Raw genomic sequence first — 21,433 nt, forward strand, 5'->3', positions numbered from 1 at the left:
ATGAAGAAAAAACAGATGTATGTGTCCGAACCCGAGGTGACTTCGGACAGAGATGAAGAAAAAACAGGTGAATGTGTCCGAACCCAAAGCGACTTCGGACAGCATAGAAGAAAAAAATAGTGTATGTGTCCGAACCCAAGTAAATCTTCTAATAGACTTGGAAAAGTAAATGGTGATGTTGTAAGAATTAAATACCTATTTAAAAAGGGTTATTATTTAATCCCAAATAAACAAAAATTTATGAATAAGAAGGGGATTTCGGTTATGAAATATCAAAATCCAGTTATCAGCGGCTTCCACCCCGATCCAAGCATTTGTAAAGTAGGAGACGATTTTTATCTAGTCACTAGCTCTTTTGAATATTTCCCAGGTGTACCAATTTTTCACTCAAAGGATCTTGTCAATTGGAAACAAATAGGTCATTGTTTAACTCGTGATAGTCAATTACCTTTACACGAATCTAAGAGTTCCATGGGGATTTTTGCCCCAACCATTCGATACAACAATGGCCGTTTTTATATGATTACTACTAATCTAACAATCGGAAAAAACTTTATCGTCTGGGCCGAAAATCCAGAAGGACCGTGGTCAGAACCGATTTGGCTCGATTGGCCTGGAATAGATCCCTCTCTATTATTTAATGAAGATGGGAAGGTTCTTCTAACAGGAACCCAGGATATCTTTAGTGGAGAACCTTCGGGGATTTATCAGGCGGAAGTTAATGTTGAAGCTGGAGAGATTCTTACTGAGCGCCGCTTAATATGGCAAGGAACAGGCGGGGCCCATCCAGAGGGACCGCATCTCTATAAAATAAACGGCATATATTATTTAATGATTGCAGAAGGTGGAACAGAATATGGGCACATGGTAACCATGGCACGAAGCAAACAGCCTTTTGGTCCATTTGAAAGCCATCCTAATAATCCAATTCTCACTCATCGAAGCAGTGCCAGCCCAATTCAAGCAACTGGACATGCTGATTTAGTACAGTATATAGATGGCAGCTGGTGGATAGTATTTTTAGGGATTCGCCCTGCTCCCATTTCGTTTAGTGGAAAACATCATCATCTTGGCAGGGAAACTTTTCTGGCACCAGTCGATTGGAACGACGAAGGCTGGCCAATAATTGGCGCTCAAGTCGAATTAGAAATGGACGGAAGAACACTTAAAATCGAGGACAAAGTATCATTGAAGCGTAAAGATGACTTTAATGAGACTACTTTAGATTTTTCTTGGAATTTCCTGCGTAATCCTATTGATGAATGCTGGTCTTTAACGGACAGACCTGGATACCTTGCGTTGTATGGATCTTCAAAAAGTTTGAATGACTTAGACTCTCAGGCATTCGTCGGCCGCAGACAGCAGCATTTTGATTGCAAAGTTTCAACTCTCCTAGAATTCTCTCCCATTGATGAGGGTGAGGAGGCAGGGCTAACTGTCTTTATGAATGATCGATTTCATTATGAAATCGCATTAGGCATACGAGATGGTGTAAAGAAGGTCTTTGTAAGGAGAAGAATTGGTTCACTTTGGAAGGTTGAGTCTGAGCATAAGTATGGAGAAGAAGCTATTATTCTAACTGTTCATGCCGATGCAAAAAATTATACATTTTCCTTTCAACAGCAAGGCGGAGAATCTACTATTTTAGGTTCAGGAGAATGTTCGCTGTTATCAACTGAAGTCGCAGGTGGATTTACTGGAGTATATTTCGGACTTTACGCTGCCGGAAGCGAAGAGAGAAGGGGTACCCCTGCATATTTTGATTGGTTTGAGTACAATGAGTGAAATGAAAATCAAAAAAATCTAATAAGACTTAATTCAAAAAACGGGAACGATGCCGTTTTTTTGTTTCTACAACTTTCGTAGAAGATTTTCTTTAAAAACCCTCCGATAATTTAAGAAGGAATTCGTAATAATTAAGAAGAAACATTTAAATGAATTTTAATATTACACGTACAAAACAAAAGGAGAATGAGTTATGAAATCAACAGATAAATTCACAGACAAAGCTGAGCTATACGCCAAATATCGTCCCAGCTACCCACTTGAGTATATTGATTATTTAATTTCTGAAGCTGGTTTAAATGAGAATTGTATGATCGCGGATATTGGCTCGGGGACTGGAATATTAAGCGGACAGCTGCTCGAAAAAGGATTGACTGTAATCGGAGTGGAACCAAATGATGATATGAGACTTGTTGCGGAACAAACCTTAAAGCCGAATTCCCGTTTTATTTCGGTAAAGGCCACTGCAGAAAACACAACTATAAATGATGATAGTATAGATTTAGTGACAGTAGCACAGGCATTTCATTGGTTTGACATGGAGAAGTTCAGATTGGAATGTCAACGGATTTTGAAACAGGATGCAAAAGTAGCCCTTGTATGGAATAGCCGGGATGGGTCCAGTGATATAAACAAGGAAAGTGCTGATATTTGCCAAAAGTACTGCCCAAATTTTAAAGGTTTCAGCGGCGGTATGGAGGAAACTCCGATTGCATTTCCTCAATTTTTTAAAGATGGAAAGTATGAACTAAAATTCTTTCGTAATGACTTGCCATTTAATTTAAGTGGATTTTTGGGCAGGTATTTATCGGCCTCCTATGCCCCCAAAAAGACCGACAAGGAGTATCATCTCTTCATTACTGCATTATCTAATTTATTTGAAAAATATAGCAGTAATGGAAAAATAGTTATACCAAATATCACAAGAAGCTATGTCGGTAAGGTGTAATTTTTTAATTACTGATTATTTTCTATTTATTAGGTTAGGTATTGAGACCGTTGCAGCATAATGAAAATATAAGCATCTTAATTTTTCCAATACAACGATGTTTAGGACAAAATTTTGCCTATTTTGAGTCAAAAAAAGGGATGCATGATTATTAAAATATGTAAATTATAAAGATCAATAAAAGAAAGCGTTTTCTATAAATGGAATCTACTTAAATACTACTAGGTAAAGATAGCAAAGGCAATTAGGGAAATATAAATACAAAAAACATATATAAGGTTTATTAAATAAACTATAAGAAAGCGTTGACAACTATCTTAGTATGATAGTATAGTATAAACATGAAAGCGATAACAGAAAACTACTAGGATTGTTACTGGTCAGGCAGGCAAAACCTAAATCACATGATCGTCCCGAGCGCATTGCTCGAACGGTCCGTGCTTTTGGTTTTGCCTGTCTTTTTGTTATTCTTTCCGCGCACGAATTCTATTATTTTTCTATTTTAAATTTATGGAGGTTACTAACATGAAATATGAGAAGTTAGCAAAAGACATTCTCGAGTTAGTTGGCGGAAAAGATAATATTAATAGTGTTTTCCACTGTGTGACAAGACTTCGTTTCAAGTTGAAGGACGAAAACAAGGCAAAAACAGAGGAAATTAAAAACTTAGATGGTGTTGTTACGGTCATGAAAAGTGGCGGACAATATCAAGTAGTTATCGGAAATCACGTGCCAGATGTGTATGCCGCAGTATTAGAAGTGGGCGGTCTTAGCGGAGCAAGTGAAAGCGCTTCAAATGATGATGATGGTAAAAAAGTCGGTCTTGGTGCCAAATTTATTGATATGATTTCAGGTGTTTTTACGCCAATCTTAGGTGTACTTGCTGCAACAGGTATGTTAAAAGGTTTGGCTGCTTTATTCTTAGCTTTGCATTGGGTAGAAGCAACTTCTGGAACGTATAACCTGTTAAATATCGCTGGAGACGGCTTGTTCAATTTCCTACCGATCTTCCTAGGTTACACAGCCATGAAAAAATTTGGCGGTACACCATTTGTCGGTATGGCCATCGCTGCAGCACTTGTTCATCCTGGATTGACAGCGCTGTCAGCAGGAAAGCCGCTTTACACTTTATTTAAAGGAACGTTATTCCAATCTGATATTCATATCACATTCTTAGGAATTCCCGTTATCTTAATGAGTTATGCTTCAAGCGTTATTCCGATTGTATTAGCAGCATTTTTTGCAGTAAAGGTAGAAAAAGGATTCAAGAAAATCATCCCAGATGTAGTAAAAACATTCTTAGTTCCTTTCTTAACCATCATGGTGATGGTTCCATTAACTTTCCTAGTCATCGGACCAATTGCAACATGGGCTGGCAGTTTACTAGGTGCAGCAACGATCTGGATTTATAATTTAAGCCCAATCGTCGCTGGTTTAATCCTTGGTGGTTTCTGGCAGGTATTCGTTATGTTTGGTCTTCACTGGGGACTTGTTCCAATTGCAATGAACAACATTACAACTATGCATTACGATCCAGTTTTAGCTACAATCACTTTCGTATCTTTTGCACAGACAGGTGCAGTTTTAGCTGTATTGTTAAAAACCAAAAACAAGAAGTTGAAATCTCTAAGTATTCCAGCATTCATTTCAGGTATTTTCGGTGTAACAGAACCAGCGATTTACGGTATTACCTTACCGCTTAAAAAGCCTTTTATCATGAGCTGTATCGCTGGTGGAATTGGCGGCGGACTAATTGGTGCCTTTGGAAGTAAATTATGGATGTTTGGCGGCATGGGAATTTTCGCTATCCCAAGCTTCATCAAACCAGGTACAGGACTTGATATGGCTTTCTGGGGTGCAATGATTGCGATCGTGGTATCCTTCCTACTAGGGTTTGTCTTAACTTATATGTTTGGATTCAAAGACACTGCAAGCAAAGAAGAAACAAAAGTAGCAGCAACAAAAGTAGAAGTGAAAAAACAAGATGGACCAGTAGCTGTAGCTAGCCCAATTAAAGGTGAAATTGTTCCTTTATCTGAAGTAAAAGATCAAGTATTCTCAAGTGAAGCCATGGGTAAAGGTGTAGCGATTAACCCATCTGAAGGAAAAGTCTTTTCCCCTGTTAATGGTGAAGTAACCCTTATGTTTAAAACCAAACATGCGATTGGTTTAACATCTGAAGATGGTGCACAAATCCTCATTCATGTGGGAATGGATACGGTTGAATTAGATGGAAAACATTTCACTGCTCACGTGAATCAAGGCGATATTGTAAAAGCTGGGGATTTATTAGTTGAATTTGATGTGGAAGCGATTAAAGCAGCTGGCTATCAAGTAGTAACACCGATTGTTGTTACAAACACTCCAGATTATCAAGAAGTTAAAGTATTACAGGCAGGAAAAGTTGATAAAAATGAAGAGCTTTTAGTTCTTGTGTAATTCCAGGTTTAAACTATAACGGATGTGGTTCCGGTCTCAAAACCGGAACCATAAATCCTACATATTATTGGAGGTAAGAAATCATGTCAAATTTTAAATTTCCTAAAAACTTTTTATGGGGCGGTGCAACCGCAGCTAACCAATTTGAGGGCGCTTATAATGAAGGCGGCAAAGGATTATCCATTTTCGATATGGTTAAATTTGTACCAAAAGAGGAACGCGGAAATGATATCGAGATGGATGTCAGAAGTGAAAAAGAATTAGAAGAATTATTATCCTTACAAGATGGCGAAAACTTTCCGAAACGACGCGGTATTGATTTTTACCACCGCTATCAGGAAGATATTGCTTTGTTTGCGGAAATGGGCTTTAAAGTCTTCCGTATGTCCATTTCTTGGCCGCGTATTTTCCCTAATGGAGATGAGCTGACTCCAAACGAAGAGGGTCTTGCTTTTTATGACAAGGTGTTTGCTGAATTACAAAAATATGGAATCGAGCCTTTGGTCACTCTATCACACTATGAAATTCCTCTTAATCTGGTTCAAAAATATAACGGCTGGGCAGACCGCCGCGTTGTGGAGTACTTTGTCCATTATGCCGAAACCGTGTTTAACCGTTACAAAGATAAAGTAAAGTATTGGTTAACTTTTAATGAAATCAATATCTCGCAATTTTCACCTTATATCGGTTCTGGTATTTTAATCGACCGGGTGGAGCACAAGGAACAAGCCGTTTATCAGGCGCTTCATCATCAATTTGTGGCTAGTGCAAGAGCGGTTAAGGCTTGTCATGAAATCATTCCTGGTGCGCAAATCGGCTGTATGTTAGCTCGTATGGAAGTATATCCAGAAACCTGTAATCCACAAGATGTACTAATTGCTTTGGAAGAAGACCAAAAGAACCTTTTCTTCACAGATGTTCAGGTTCGCGGCTATTATCCAAGCCATATGTTAAGTTATTTTGAAAAAAATAACATCCACATCGAAATGCTGCCTGGTGATGAAGAAATCTTGCTGCAGCACCCTGTAGATTTCCTTTCATTTAGTTACTACATGACGATGGTGGCGAGTGGTGATCCTGAAAAATTGAAACAAAAAGGAAACTTCTCCAGTGGAATTCTGAACCCTTATCTAGAAACATCGGATTGGGGCTGGCAAATTGACCCTACAGGCTTAAGAATCACCTTGAAGAAATTGTATGACCGCTATCAAGTGCCTTTATTTATTGTAGAAAATGGCTTAGGTGCGTATGACAAGGTAGAAGAAGATGGTTCAATTCAAGATGATTACCGAATTGATTATCTGCGTGAGCACATCAAGGCAATGGGAGATGCCATTCAGGATGGAGTAGACTTAATTGGATACACCACTTGGGGCTGTATTGATTTAATCAGTGCGGGTACGTCCGAAATGTCAAAACGATATGGGTTCATTTATGTAGATCAAGATGATTATGGCAATGGTACATTAAGACGCACTCCTAAAAAATCTTTTCATTGGTACAAAGATGTTATTGCCACTGATGGAGAGAAGCTTTAACTAGATAAATGATTCTTTACGAGCAATAAAAAAACGACCTTCAAATTGTATTGTAATTTGGAGGTCTATTTTTGTTGATATATGTTGGTTTCACTGCGTATGAAAAATAACTCGTAAATAAAAATTAGAACAAATATCGGCCTGTTTTCAGCCAAAAAGGGGAAAGCGGTGAGAGGTTATTTCTTATATCATAATAATTGTAATAGGAAACGCTTTCAGGCGATACCACGATTGGTGGCAACATCGCTTACTCTTTGATATAAGGATGGGAACTATGAAAATACCTGCAATCATTTTTGATTTAGACGGTGTGATTGTTTCGACTGACGAATACCATTACCAAGCATGGAAACGAATCAGCGACCAAGAAAACATCTATTTTGATAGGGAAATAAACGAAAGACTTCGCGGCGTAAGCAGAATGGAAAGTCTTGATATTATTCTGAGTCATTCTGATAAAAACTATAGTGATACTGAAAAGCAATCTCTTGCTCAGCGAAAGAATACAATTTATTGTGAACTGCTTAACAACTTATCTCCAAATGACATTTTACCTGGGGTTATTCATCTCTTATTGGCTCTAAAGGCAAGGGATATAAAAATAGCCATTGGCTCTTCTAGTAAAAACACGCCTTTTATTTTAGAAAAGATTGGACTAGCTTCCAACTTTGACGCCATTGCGGATGGAAATAGCATCAAAAATAGTAAGCCTGATCCGGAGGTGTTTTTACTTGCAGCGGAGTTGCTAGGTGTACAGCCAGAAGAATGTCTTGTTATGGAAGATGCCCAAGCAGGAATTGACGCTGCAAAGGCTGCTGGGATGAAGGCGATTGGAATAGGGTCCGCAGCTACTTGTTTAAATGCGGATATCAAATTACTAGATCTAACGAATATAGATATAGACCACCTGTTAGAAGTTCATGAGATTAGGAGTTGATAACCATGCTAAAACTTAATGCAAGTCTAGCCCATTTAAAAAGTAAACCCTTCTTCCTAAGCGATAAAGACATCGAATGGGTAGAAGAAACCCTTCATTCGATGAATTTACATGAAAAAGTGGGGCAATTATTTTGTCCAATCGGCAGTTCAGACAATAAACAAGATTTAGAAGTCTTTATGAACGAATATCATCCTGGGGGCATTATGTATCGTCCCGATACGGGGGCAAAAATACAGGAAACACACCGGTTGTTACAAGAGTTATCTCCTATTCCTTTACTAATTTCTGCTAACTTGGAAGCCGGCGGAAATGGGATTGCTACGGATGGAACTTATTTCGGAAAACAGATGCAGGTGGCTGCAACAGACAATGAAGGTATGGCCTATAAACTGGGGTTAGTAGCTGGCCGTGAAGGAAGGGCCTCCGGATGTAATTGGGCTTTTGCACCGATTGTTGATATTGATATGAATTATCGAAACCCAATTACAAACGTAAGAACGTATGGGTCTGATCCAATCAGAGTTGCGCAAATGTCTAAAGCTTTTATGAAGGGAATTCATGAAAGCGGCCTCGCGGCGGCGGTTAAGCATTTTCCAGGGGATGGAGTGGATGACAGAGATCAGCATCTTTTAACATCTGTAAACTCCTTATCTACCAAAGAATGGGACCAAACCTTTGGGATGGTTTACCAAGAACTGATAGACTCTGGGGCGAAATCGGTTATGGCGGGCCATATCATGCTCCCTGAATATTCAAGAGAACTATTGCCGGGTATTGAAGATGAACAAATTATGCCGGCTACACTAGCACCAGAGTTACTAAATGGTTTATTAAGGGAAAGGTTAGGTTTTAATGGTTTAATTGTGACTGATGCATCCCCAATGCTAGGGTTTACTACATCAGAAAGAAGAGAAGTTGCCGTACCTAAGGCAATTGCCTCAGGCTGTGATATGTTCCTCTTCAACCGTAATATAAAAGAAGATTATGAGTTTATGTTAAAAGGAATTGAGACAGGTATTCTAACTTCGGAAAGAGTAGATGAAGCCGTAACTAGAGTACTTGCTCTTAAAGCATCATTAGGTCTTCATGCACAAAAGGAAATGGGAACTTTAGTACCGGTAGCAGCGGAATTGTCCCTATTACAGTGTGAAGAACATAAGGTTTGGGCAAAAGAATGTGCAGACCAGTCCGTCACATTGGTTAAGGATACTCAAAAACTATTACCTATTAATGCTGAGCAATACAAGAGGGTTCGTCTATATGTATTAGGTGATCAAGAAGGAGGACTAAAGGAAGGCGGCTCCGTAACCCTACCTTTTATCAACTCCCTTGAAAATGCCGGTTTTCAAGTGGAACTTTATAATGACAAGCAAGTAAATTTCCCGGAGCTGTTTATGAGTGTGAACGATTTTAAAGCGAAACAGGATCTTATCATATACGTTGCCAACCTTGAAACAGCGAGTAACCAAACGACGGTAAGAGTTAATTGGCAGCAGCCGTTAAATGCAAATGCACCATGGTTTGTTAAAGATATTCCGACGCTGTTTATTTCGGTTGCTAACCCATACCACCTGCAGGATGTTCCTATGGTGAAGACCTATATTAATGCTTACTCGTCTAATGAGTTTGTTGTAGAAGCAATCGTTGATAAAATTTTAGGAAGGTCAGAATTTAAAGGGAAGAGTCCTGTCAATCCGTTTTGCGGCAAATGGGAGACTAGATTGTAAATGAGCAATAGCACTCCATTATCCGTATGGGGTGCTTCTCATCTATATAAACCTACTCTTTGATTCGAGCAATGTTTATATTTCATATGATTATTAAAATTAATTAAAGCGTTTGCTAAAATTAATTATTAGAAATCTACTTTATGGAGAGGAAAGCGAATAAATGAGAATAAAAAATTTGAAAACCAACCGGATTACTAATCCACTAGGATTTGATTTAGGGAGACCTCGTTTATCTTATGTAGCCTATGACACCAATGCTGCCAAACAAACAGCTGCACAAATCCAGGTAGCACTCGATGAAGAATTCACAAATAGTGTGTTTGATAGCGGTAAAAGTACGGAGATTGACAGCCTTGCTTTTGAACTTCCGATTACTCTTGAATCATACACCCGATACTACTGGCGTGTTACTGTATGGGCTGACAATGGGGATGAGGCTGTAAGTAATGCTGCTTGGTTTGAAACAGCAAAACTAGCTGAATATTGGGATGCCAAGTGGATTACTCCAGATTTTGATAAAGAGATCCACCCTGTTTTAACAAAGGAATTTGACCTGTCAAAAGAAGTGGTTTCTGCCCGTGCCTATGTATGTGGATTGGGTTTATATGAAATGGAGATTAACGGTGTAAAGGCTGGTGATGAATATCTTACCCCTAATTTCAATGCGTATGACAAATGGCTCCAATACCAGACCTATGATATTACCAATCTAGTTAGAGTGGGACAAAACTCCGTCGAAGTTAGTCTTGGAAATGGATTATACAAGGGACGCTTTGGTTTTGAAGGCGGAGAAAATGAAATTTATGGTGATCAGTATGCCTTTTTATGTGAAATTGTTATTAACCATGCAGATGGAACAACTTCGAAAATCAGCTCTGATGATTCATGGAAAGCAAGAACGAGTCAAATCTTATTTAGTGGTATTTATGACGGTGAAATTTTCGATGCTAATGCAAAAGACGCAACCACTTATGATGTAAAGGAACTTGATTTGGGATACGACAGATTAAAGGCGAGATTAAGTTTGCCAGTAGTCATCAAGGAAAAACTAAAGCCAATTGAAGTGATTAAAACACCAGCTGGTGAAACCGTGCTCGATATGGGTCAGAATATGGTAGGCTGGGTTCAGTTTAAGACCAATGCTACAAAGGGTTCGGAAATAGTTTTACAGTATGGTGAACTCTTGCAGGAGGGGAATTTTTATCAGGACAATCTTCGGACTGCTAAGGCAGAATTTAGATATATTTCCAATGGAGAAGAATCTGTTGTAAGGCCTCATTTTACTTTTTACGGCTTTAGATATGTAAAAGTCTCCGGCTGGTCTGGTGAACTGAATAAGGAAGATTTTACAGGCTGCGTTCTTTATTCTGATATGGACCAAACGGGAAGTATTGAAACAAGCAATCCATTGGTTAACAAATTATTCCTAAACGCATTATGGGGTCAAAAAGGTAATTTCTTAGATATACCAACAGACTGCCCGCAGCGTGATGAACGAATGGGCTGGACTGGAGATGCACAGGTATTTTCAGGAACAGCTGCCTTCAATATGGATACCTATGCTTTCTTTAGTAAATACGGTTATGACCTTGCCCAGGAACAATCTTCACAAGATGGTATGGTTCCAATGGTAGTTCCGATGGCAACGGTTAAAGGCGGCGGTTCAAGTGCATGGGGAGAGGCGGCTACGGTAATTCCTTGGAATGTGTATCTACATTATGGAGATAAAGCTATTCTCGAACAGCAATTCGATAGTATGAAGGGCTGGGTTGATTTTATCAAGAGAGCGGATGAGGCATCTGGTTCAAAAAGGCTGTGGACCTCCGGGTTCCATTTTGGTGACTGGCTGGCACTGGATGGAGAGGATCCAAATTCACCAATGGGCGGAACTGAAACAGCTTTTATTTCCTCGGCCTATTATTGCTATTCCTCTATGTTAGTGGCTAAAGCTGCAAAGGTTCTTGGTAAGGAAGAGGTTTCCGAGGAATACGAACAGCTATCAAATGAAATAAGAAATGCGATCAGGGCAGAATACTTTACTTCAAATGGCCGTCTTGCCTTGAATAATCAGACAGCATTAGTTGTTGCCTTATTTATAGACCTTGTTCCAGATGAGCATCGAAAAAGACTATCTAATGATTTACGTGAAAGATTGAAGAAAGATAAGAACCACTTGAAGACAGGCTTTGTCGGGACACCTTATCTATGCAGAGTGCTTTCTGAGAACGGAAACAATGATTTAGCTTATACTCTACTATTAAATAAGGATTATCCAAGCTGGTTATATGCAGTAACAATGGGAGCCACAACAATTTGGGAACGTTGGAACTCCGTACTGCCGGACGGCAAGATTAGCGGAACGGATATGAATTCTTTAAATCACTATGCCTATGGTTCGATTGTGGAATGGATGTATCGAAATGTCGCAGGGATCAACCCTGTGGAAAAACAGCCTGGCTTTAGACATGTCAGACTAGCACCACAGCCTGATTATCGATTGAAGTATGCAAAAGCCACATTGGATTCAGCTGCTGGTTTATACGAAAGTCATTGGGAACTGAATGAAAATGGAAAGTTGACATTTAAATTTGTTATTCCTTTTAATGCTACAGCTACAGTTGAATTGCCTGATGCAGACGTAGAAAACGTCCAAATGAACGGTAAATCTTTAAGCGAGGCAGGAGTAAGTGCAAGTCAAAATGGGAAAAAAGTGCAGGTGGAGTTACACAGTGGAACCTGGGAATTCGAGTATATACCGGAAGTTGACTATATTAAATACTACAGTACTCATATGCCTTTAAGTGAATTGGCGGCCAATGACGAAGTAAAAAATGTTTTGGCAGAAACGGTTCCACATGCGGCTGCTTTACCTGAAGAAATGATTACTAACTTAGGTCATCAATCGTTAAGAGAATTGTCCCATATGCCGTTCATGCCAATCTCTGCAGAAGTGTTAGACAATCTGGATTCCAAGCTTGAGAAAATAAAAGTAGTTGTCCAATAACTAGTAAATGTAGGGGAATGACAGATGAAAACAAATTGTTAAACGCATGATACTTATGGTAAGTGAAATAGAAACCAAACACTACACCGTGTTTGGTCTATTTCATCTTAACCAGTTGATTCATTTCCAGTTTTTTTAAAAAAGTCGGAATTATGAAAGCAATAAGTCGTATTTACGGTAGGAAAGGATTTTCATTTGTTCTATCCTTAAAGTAGAAAAGACTAATAAAAACCGTTGGAAGTATAAAAAGATCGGACGTGATATTGAAATGATCTATTCTAATCCAGTCATAAGTGGTTTTCATCCTGATCCAAGTATTTGCAGGGTGGGTAAAGATTATTATTTGGTAACCAGTTCGTTTGAATATTTTCCAGGCATCCCAATTTTTCATAGTACGGATCTAGTAAACTGGGAACAGATTGGACATGTATTAACACGTGAAAGTCAATTACCGCTTACACGCATTCATAATATGGGACCTTCGCAAGGAATATTTGCTCCAACCATCCGTTATAATCATGGACGCTTTTATGTAATCACAACGAATATATCAACATCGAAGAATTTTTATGTTTTTGCAGAACATCCTGAGGGTCCTTGGTCCGAGCCTATCTTTATTGAGGGTTGGGGCGGAATCGATCCATCCTTATTTTTTGATGAAAATGGAAGGGTTTACATAACTGGGACAAGCGATTTTCGTGTTGGTGAACCAATAGGTATTTATCAGGCAGAACTAGATATTGAAACAGGGAAACTCCTAACTAAGCGTCAGTTAATTTGGAAAGGAACAGGTGGCAGCTCTCCGGAAGGACCACATTTATATAAAATGAATGGCTGTTATTACTTACTAATTGCCGAGGGCGGTACAGAATATGGCCATATGGTCACTATCGCAAGAAGCAGAAGTCCTTACGGGCCTTATGAAAGCAATCCGAATAATCCCATTCTTTCAAATCGAAGTACGGATAAACCAATCCAAGCGACAGGTCATGCTGATTTAGTCCAAGCAGTCGATGGCAGCTGGTGGTCTGTGTTTTTAGGAATCAGGCCTGTTGGTTATCCAAAACGTCATCATTTAGGGCGCGAAACCAATCTAGTTTCAGTCCATTGGAACGATGAAGGGTGGCCTATTATGGGAGAAGGAGGGCAGGCAGAAGTAGAGAATGATGCAAAATCACTTCCACTAGGCCCATCTCAGCCATGGCAGGAAATAGAAGATTTTAATACTTCCTCCCTTCCACTAGAATGGAACTTTTATCGTAATCCAGATCCAACCTCATGGTCGTTAATGGAGAGATCTGGCTGGCTAACCCTTCATGGTCAACCATGTACATTGAATGATACAGACTCCCCTGCATTTGTAGGGCGAAGACAGCAGCATCTTAATTGTGAGATTTCTACCCTCATGGAATTTATCCCTAATGTGGAGGGAGAAGAAGCAGGCCTGACTGTATTTATGAATGAAAATTTTCATTATGAAATAGCTAAGACTCTTAAAGATGGAAAAAACCTTATTCAATTCCGCCGCAAAATGGGGAGCATGTGGAAGGTGGAAAGAGAAGTGGAGTATGATTCGCCAAGGGTAATCCTTGGAATAAAAGCTGATGATTTTAGTTTTACCTTTTCCTTTATATCCTCAAAGGGTGAAAAGATTACCTTAGGTAAAGGCGAAAGTTCCATGCTCTCAACTGAAGTGGCCGGTGGATTTACGGGCCTATTTTTCGGAATGTATGCGACTGGAAATGGTAAAAAATCCACTGTTTCAGCCCATTTCGACTATTTTAGCTATAGACCAGATAAAGATTCAAAACATGATTTATTAGCTGCTTTAACAGGTAGTAATACAGAGAATTCTTCTTTGTAAACGTTTTTATGGTTTTTAAATGATTAGAAATCTATAAAATATCAAGGGTCTTTTACAGTGGTATTATAGTGAGCTAAGTAACTTGAAAAATCTCAGTTTGCAAAAAAAATATAAGAAATGGGGTAGTTACGTGATGGAAATCGGATTAAATTTATTTTCAGTATTCAGAGAGTTAAATGAGGATTATTTCGGTACCTTAGAAAAGGTAGCTGAAATAGGTTACAAAAATGTAGAATTGATCTCTGCCAATTTTGCTACGGGTGAACGGTTTACTGATACCTTTACACTTCCAGTAATAAAACAGAAGTTTGACGATTTGGGATTAAAAGCATTCGCAGCACATGAAGGTGTGGCTCCAGGAAAAGCCATCCTTGATGCCAATTGGGATAAGATCATTGAGGAAAATGCATTACTTGGATGTGAGTCCATTGTTTTCCCTATGGCCTTCATATCAGGGCGTGAGGACACTCTTAGAACAGCCGAAGAACTTAATCAATTAGGAAAGAAATGTAAGGAAGCGGGCTTAGGTTTTTATTATCATAATCATGCACATGAGTTTAGAAGAATAGGAGAAACATCCTTATTTGACCTTTTAGTTGAAAATACAGATTCAGAGAACGTGAAATTTGAACTTGATCTCGTTTGGGTGATGAGAGGTGGATACGATCCCATTGCCTTGCTTGAAAAATTGGGCAGCCGCTGCGACATGATCCACCAAAAGGATTTAGGTAAACATGTCAATTCGGTTAATATATTTAGCGCTTTCAGCCAAGAGGATAACCCAGATACGATGAAATTATATACGGAGCTTGTGAAGCCAAATGATTTCGTTAATCTTGGTACTGGGATTGTTCCTTTTCAAGAAACCTATCAAAAGTTGAATGAATTGGGATCCATCCGTTATGCAATAGTCGAAAACGAAGGACAGCTGGGAAATAAGATTACCAGCATTGCGGACGATTTAAACGTGATGAAGAATTACGTAAAAGGTGCTATCAAAAAATAATTCTGGGGGAGTGTTATTATATGGCTAACAAGTTGAAAATCGGTATTATCGGCTGTGGTGGAATCGCTAATCAAAAACATATGCCTTCATTGGCAAAACTAAGTCATTTAGGAGAAATGACTGCATTTTGCGACGTGGTTGAAGAAAGAGCGGTTAAAGCTGCACAGCAATTCGGCAGCGAAAAGTCAAAGGTTTATACCGATTATAAAGAGCTATTACAGGATGCCTCGATTGATGTGGTGCATGTCCTTACTCCGAATTTGCAACACTCCTTTATTACGATTGATGCACTAGAAGCAGGAAAGCATGTTATGTGCGAAAAGCCAATGGCCATCAATTCGAAAGAAGCCCAGGAAATGATCGACGCAGCTAACCGCACGGGTATGAAGCTGACAATAGGATACCAAAACCGTTTTCGTGATGATTCAGAGGTATTGTATAAGGCTTCAAGAGAAGGTGAATTTGGTGATATTTATTTCGCAAAGGCACATGCGATCCGAAGAAGAGCGGTTCCTACATGGGGTGTATTTCTAGATGTAGAACAGCAAGGGGGAGGACCTTTAATTGATATTGGTACACATGCACTTGATTTGACTCTTTGGTGTATGGACAATTATAAACCACAATCTGTAACAGGTTCTGTTTTCTACAAACTTGCAGATAAGCATGAAGGTAATTTATTTGGTCCATGGGATCCGGAAACCTTTAAAGTAGAAGATTCAGCTTTTGGATTTATTAAGATGCAAAACGGAGCCACGATCATTCTTGAATGTGCATGGGCACTAAATACCACGGATGTTCGTGAGGCGATGACTTCGTTATGTGGTACTGAAGGCGGCGCAGAAATGAAAGCATTACCAAAATCACCAACAAGTGAGCTTGTTTTCAATAGCACGAAATTTGGAAAGCTGGTGGAAACCAAACCTGCGACCGGCGGGGGGATTGCCTATTTTGATGCTGGAGCGGAAGACCCTGGTGTAAAAGAGGCCAGACAGTGGCTTGAGTGTATTATTCATGATACAGAACCACTAGTTAAACCAGAACAAGCATTAGTGGTCACACAGATTTTAGAGGCAATCTATACCTCGGCTAAGACAGGAAAAACAATCGAATTTTAACCAAAAATAGAAATGGGGGATTATCGAATCCTCCTTTTCTCATTAGAGAATGCATTTAACGCCATAACAATTAAAGGGGAGGATTTTTGAATGAAAGACCATAAAACGATAGTAGATACAAAGGATCAAATTAAATATATAGAAAATAATGATGGACCAACGTTAGGTTATTCCGAAACCTCCGGGGTTACCATCATTGAAAAAGATGGTTATTTTTTTAAAGATTTAAACAAAGATGGAAAAATTGATAAGTATGAAGATTGGAGACTGACACCAGAGGAAAGGGCAAAGGACCTTGCTTCAAAAATGACAATAGAGCAAATTGCTGGACTCATGTTATATAGCAGGCATCAAGCGATACCAGCAGTAAGTCAGGGATGGTTTGCTGGTACGTATGGTGGTAAGTCCTACGAAGAAAGCGATGCAAAGCCATGGGATTTAAACGATGAACAAATCGAGTTTCTGTCTAAAGATAATTTGAGGCATGTTCTCGTAACTAACTTAGAAAGTCCTGAAACTGCTGCACGCTGGAATAACAATATTCAGGCATTTGCAGAAGGAACAGGACTTGGTATTCCAGCAAACAATAGCTCTGATCCACGGCATGGTTCAGATTCAAGTACTGAATTTAATGCGGGAGCAGGCGGAGAAATTTCCATGTGGCCTGAGCCGCTGGGACTTGCAGCTACATTTAATCCAGCTATAGCAGAAAGATTTGGAGAAATTGCTTCAAAAGAGTATCGGGCACTAGGTATTACAACCGCCTTATCACCGCAAATTGATATTGCAACCGACCCGCGCTGGTTCCGTTTTAATGGGACCTTTGGGGAAGATTCACAGCTATCTGCCGATATGGCTCGTGGGTATGTGAACGGTTTTCAGGATTCAGCGGGGAGTAAAGAAATTGCAGAGGGCTGGGGTTATGACAGTGTCAATGCCATGGTAAAACATTGGCCCGGAGGCGGCTCAGGCGAGAGCGGAAGAGATGCTCACTATGGTTATGGGAAGTATGCCGTTTATCCAGGAGGTAATTTTGCTGAACATTTAATACCATTTACAAAAGGTGCCTTTAGCTTAAAAGGTAAAACAAAAATGGCTTCTGCTGTAATGCCTTATTACACCATCTCCGTTGATCAAGACCCGGTAAATGGAGAAAATGTCGGGAATTCATATAACTCATACTTAATAAATGAGTTGCTCCGAAAAAGATACAGTTATGATGGTGTGGTCTGTACAGATTGGGTTATCACGGCTGATGAACCGGAGAATATTGATACCTTTGTCGGAGGAAAGCCATGGGGCGTCGAAAATCTTACTGTCGCTGAACGTCATTATAAATTAATCATGGCCGGGGTCGATCAATTTGGAGGAAATAATGAAGCCGGGCCCATTTTGGAAGCCTATCAAATGGGTGTCGCCGAACATGGTGAGGCATCTATGCGCAAGCGTTTTGAGGAATCGGCCGTACGATTATTAAAAAATATCTTCCGTCTAGGTCTTTTTGAAAATCCATATTTGAAAGTAGACGAAACGGTTCAAGAAGTCGGGAAGCCAGAGTATATGCAGGAAGGGTATGAGGTGCAGCTTAAATCCATCGTGATGCTGAAAAACAAGAATAGCATTCTGCCATTAACTAAGGAAAAGGTTGTCTATATTCCTAAAAAGTATACACCTGCAGGTAGTGATTGGTTTGGTAATCCAACCCCTGAAAAATTCGAATATCCAGTTAGTGTTGAAGTGGCAAAGAAATATTTCAAGGTGACAGATAACCCTGAGGAAGGAGATTTTGGTTTGGTCTTTATTAGTACACCAAAATCTGGGACAGGTTATAGCTGCGAGGACGTGAAGGACGGCGGGAATGGATATGTACCAATCAGCCTTCAGTACAAACCTTATACAGCGACTTATGCCCGAGAACAAAGTCTTGCTGGAGATGAGCGTCCGAGTGATGTTTTAAACCGATCGTACAAAGGAAAAACAGTGACCCCAAGTAATACAACGGACCTCGATATGGTGTTGGATACAGTGAAAGCCATGAATGGGAAACCGGTTGTAGTGTCGCTGCTGTTATCCAACCCGACCATCGTAGAAGAATTTGAAGGGAAAGTAGATGCGATTATTGCTAATTTTGGCGTACAAGATCAAGCGATTTTTGATATTTTAACAGGCATAGCAGAGCCGTCTGGCCTTTTGCCAATGCAAATGCCTGCGAACATGAAAACTGTCGAAGAACAACTCGAAGATGTTGCACACGACATGGAATGTCATCTGGACTCTGAAGGACATATATATGACTTTTCTTACGGACTAAATTGGGCTGGTAAGATTCAGGACGATAGAACAGAAAAATATCAAATTACTAAATAAATAGTATGTTTTTTGTAAAATCTTGTGAAAATGGTTTCAGTGTTATATGAGAATTTAATTGTGAAATTAATAATTTTTTATTTTGAGGAGGAAATAAAATGGCCAAAAAATTCGTTTGTTCAACTACTGAACCGATCGTTCATACAAAAGCGGGAAAACTTCGAGGGTTTATTTTAGACGGCACCTACACCTTTCATGGAATTAAGTATGCTGATGCAAAGAGATTCCAGATGCCCGCCCCGGTTGAGCCTTGGGAGGGAGTGAAGGATGCACTTTCCTATGGTTATGTATGTCCGATGCTTTCGCAGGAAGTCCCATTAGGTGAAATTATGGTTCCACACCGTTATTGGCCGAAGGATGAAAACTGTCAGTATCTGAATGTATGGACACAGACCATAAGTCCTGATGCAAAAAAGCCTGTAATGGTTTGGCTTCACGGAGGAGGTTTCGCAGCTGGTTCGTCTATTGAGCAGATAGCCTATGATGGAGAAAACATGAGCAAGTACGGCGATGTAGTTGTTGTTTCCATTAACCACCGTCTCAATATTCTTGGTTACATGGATTTATCCCCTTTTGGAGAGAAATATGCCAATTCAGCCAATGTGGGAAGTGCTGATATGGTAGCAGCCCTAAGGTGGGTACATGACAATATTGCAAACTTCGGAGGGGATCCGGAGAATGTCACCCTCTTTGGCCAGTCCGGCGGCGGTATGAAGGTGTGGTCCTTAATGCAAACCCCTAGTGCGGAAGGATTATTCCATAAAGGGATCATCCAGAGTGGACTGCTTGACGGTTTTTTGAACTCTCCAAAAACTGATGGGACCCATATCGTAAATGCTATGCTGAAGGAACTTGGTTTTGCCGAAGGTGAGGTAGGAAAACTGGAAACTGTGCCTTATGACCTTATGGCTTCAGCTTACAATAAAGTTTGTCCAGAAATTGCGAGACAGGGACTCTATGTTGGCGGTAATCCTGTTCCAAATGACTTTTATCTTGGAGATCCACGGGTTGTAGGCTTTACTGAACATGCCAAGACCATTCCGGTTTTAATTGGAACCGTCTTTGGCGAGTTTGCTTTTGGACCCGGTGTACCACATAAATACGACCTCTTTGATGATGAGATTAAACCAATGATTGTTGAGAAATATGGAGAGTCTTCCGAAGAATTGATCAATTTGTTTAAGGCGGCTTATCCAAACAAGAACCTTACTGATCTGCTTGCACTGGATTCCATGTTCCGTTCTCCAACCAAGGATTTTATTGAGAAGAAAGCAATTCATGAAGAAGCACCTATTTTCTCCTTCATGTTTGCCTTTGAGTTCCCTTATGATGATGGAAAGCCTGCGTGGCATTGCTCTGAGATTCCTTTTGTATTCCACAATACTGATAAAGTTCCAATTTGCAATGTACCAGATTTTTCAGACAAGCTTGAGGATCAGATTTTCCAAGCATGGATTCATTTTGCCAAAAGCGGTAATCCCAATCATCAGGGACTTCCAGAGTGGCCTGCGTGCAAGCCAGGAGATGAAGCTACCATGATTTTCGACGAAAACAGTGAAGTAAAAAATAACTATGATAATAAACTAATAGCCTTACATCTTAAGGCAGCTCCTAAATTTAAGTTTGGCGAGGAAACTGTGCTCCATTAGTATTAAGATAAAAGTTGATTAGACTCTTTCCATTTTTGTGGAAAGAGTCTTTTTATATGTGCGCTTGCATGGGTGTTATCTTGGTGGTGAAAGTCCACTACAGGATTGGCAGTTTGAAAAGTATATAAAAAATCTTTTTCTATTAACAGTCGGAAAGATAACTGATAAAATGCTTGCAAAGCAAGGACATTTTTGAATCAGATTTGCTCATCATGACAATACTGCGGGGAGGAATAACCTTCTCTACATTTAATTGAAATACTCGCCCTTGTTGAATCAACTCCTGTGCGAACATGGAGGGAACAATGCCAATTGCTAGATTACGTTCAACAAATGGCAGCACGGTTGTGGAGGTGCGAACACTGTATTCCGGATCAAGAAGAATTCCATGCTCTTCAAACCACAAATCTAAATGCTCCCGGGCGCTCGTTCCTTTTTCTACTGTTACAAGTGGCAGATCGCTTACCTCGTTTATGGAAACAAGCCGGTTTTGGAGATTTTTGTATGCAGAACCCGCTATTAATATATCATGGAAATCCAATACCTTCGTAATAATTATATCTTCCGCATCTGGAATTGGGGAAACAGCAAAGGCTAAATCTACATTTCCATTACGCAGCATATGAATGGTCTCAGGAGTCGAACTGCCCATAACATTCATATAGATGTCTGGGTGGCTTTGGCGGAATGCCTCAATTTTTGGTATTAAATAATGATAAAGGGCTGTTTCGGTTGCACCAATTTCCAGCTTCCCGATCTCAAATTTTATCATTCGATTAAGCTCTTTTTCTCCGGTCATTAGGTCTTCCATTGCCTTCGCAACGTGCGAGAATAAAAGCTCTCCTTCATTCGTTAATATCATCCCTTTTGCTGTTCGTGAAAACAATTTGCATGCAAAATGGTTCTCCAACTTTTTAATGGATTGTGTTACGGCAGGCTGTGAAAGGAACAAAGTATCAGCAGCTTTTGATATGCTGTTTAGACGTCCCACATAATAAAAGGCACGATAATATTCCAAATTCAATTCAAGTGGCATAACTAATC

At 39.7% G+C, this 21,433-nt stretch carries 13 protein-coding genes; 12 read left to right on the forward strand and 1 reads right to left on the reverse strand.

The features are described 5' to 3' along the window. The first annotated feature begins 264 nt into the window (after positions 1-264). From L1999_RS07100 to L1999_RS07155, 12 genes are all read left to right on the forward strand, one after another. Positions 265-1,785, forward strand: coding sequence for a glycoside hydrolase family 43 protein (locus L1999_RS07100; protein ID WP_235742906.1), 1,521 nt, complete (start codon positions 265-267; stop codon positions 1,783-1,785). Between the two features lie 193 nt (positions 1,786-1,978). Continuing rightward, positions 1,979-2,734, forward strand: coding sequence for a class I SAM-dependent methyltransferase (locus L1999_RS07105; RefSeq protein ID WP_235742907.1), 756 nt, complete (start codon positions 1,979-1,981; stop codon positions 2,732-2,734). Between the two features lie 525 nt (positions 2,735-3,259). Next, positions 3,260-5,173, forward strand: a complete 1,914-nt coding sequence (locus L1999_RS07110) for a beta-glucoside-specific PTS transporter subunit IIABC (RefSeq protein WP_235742908.1) — start codon at positions 3,260-3,262, stop codon at positions 5,171-5,173. Between the two features lie 83 nt (positions 5,174-5,256). After that, on the forward strand, positions 5,257-6,711 hold the full coding sequence (locus L1999_RS07115) for a glycoside hydrolase family 1 protein (protein WP_235742909.1): 1,455 nt from the start codon (positions 5,257-5,259) through the stop codon (positions 6,709-6,711). A 274-nt stretch (positions 6,712-6,985) separates the two neighbouring features. After that, positions 6,986-7,648 carry a beta-phosphoglucomutase gene (pgmB, locus tag L1999_RS07120; RefSeq protein ID WP_235742910.1) on the forward strand — a complete coding sequence of 221 codons (663 nt, stop codon included), beginning with the start codon at positions 6,986-6,988 and terminating at the stop codon, positions 7,646-7,648. 5 nt (positions 7,649-7,653) lie between these two features. Then, positions 7,654-9,378 (forward strand): glycoside hydrolase family 3 protein, encoded by a 1,725-nt coding sequence (locus L1999_RS07125; RefSeq protein ID WP_235742911.1) that lies wholly within the window; start codon positions 7,654-7,656, stop codon positions 9,376-9,378. 163 nt (positions 9,379-9,541) lie between these two features. Continuing rightward, entirely contained in the window at positions 9,542-12,385 is a 2,844-nt protein-coding gene (locus tag L1999_RS07130; RefSeq protein ID WP_235742912.1) for a family 78 glycoside hydrolase catalytic domain, read from the forward strand. Positions 12,386-12,653: 268 nt separating this feature from the next. Then, positions 12,654-14,249 carry a glycoside hydrolase family 43 protein gene (locus tag L1999_RS07135; RefSeq protein ID WP_235742913.1) on the forward strand — a complete coding sequence of 532 codons (1,596 nt, stop codon included), beginning with the start codon at positions 12,654-12,656 and terminating at the stop codon, positions 14,247-14,249. A gap of 133 nt (positions 14,250-14,382) precedes the next feature. Then, positions 14,383-15,255: a sugar phosphate isomerase/epimerase family protein gene (locus L1999_RS07140; RefSeq protein ID WP_235742914.1), complete on the forward strand. Its 873-nt coding sequence runs from the start codon at positions 14,383-14,385 to the stop codon at positions 15,253-15,255. A gap of 20 nt (positions 15,256-15,275) precedes the next feature. After that, positions 15,276-16,373, forward strand: coding sequence for a Gfo/Idh/MocA family protein (locus L1999_RS07145; protein WP_235742915.1), 1,098 nt, complete (start codon positions 15,276-15,278; stop codon positions 16,371-16,373). 90 nt (positions 16,374-16,463) lie between these two features. Then, positions 16,464-18,740, forward strand: a complete 2,277-nt coding sequence (locus L1999_RS07150) for a glycoside hydrolase family 3 protein (protein ID WP_235742916.1) — start codon at positions 16,464-16,466, stop codon at positions 18,738-18,740. Positions 18,741-18,838: 98 nt separating this feature from the next. Further along, positions 18,839-20,389 carry a carboxylesterase/lipase family protein gene (locus L1999_RS07155; protein ID WP_235742917.1) on the forward strand — a complete coding sequence of 517 codons (1,551 nt, stop codon included), beginning with the start codon at positions 18,839-18,841 and terminating at the stop codon, positions 20,387-20,389. Positions 20,390-20,531: 142 nt separating this feature from the next. On the opposite strand, the gene L1999_RS07160 is transcribed toward L1999_RS07155, so the two are convergent. Next, entirely contained in the window at positions 20,532-21,425 is an 894-nt protein-coding gene (locus L1999_RS07160) for a LysR family transcriptional regulator (RefSeq protein WP_235742918.1), read from the reverse strand. Between the last annotated feature and the right edge of the window lie 8 nt (positions 21,426-21,433).

Source organism: Neobacillus drentensis (assembly GCF_021560175.1).
Lineage (GTDB): Bacteria > Bacillota > Bacilli > Bacillales > Cytobacillaceae > Neobacillus > Neobacillus drentensis_A.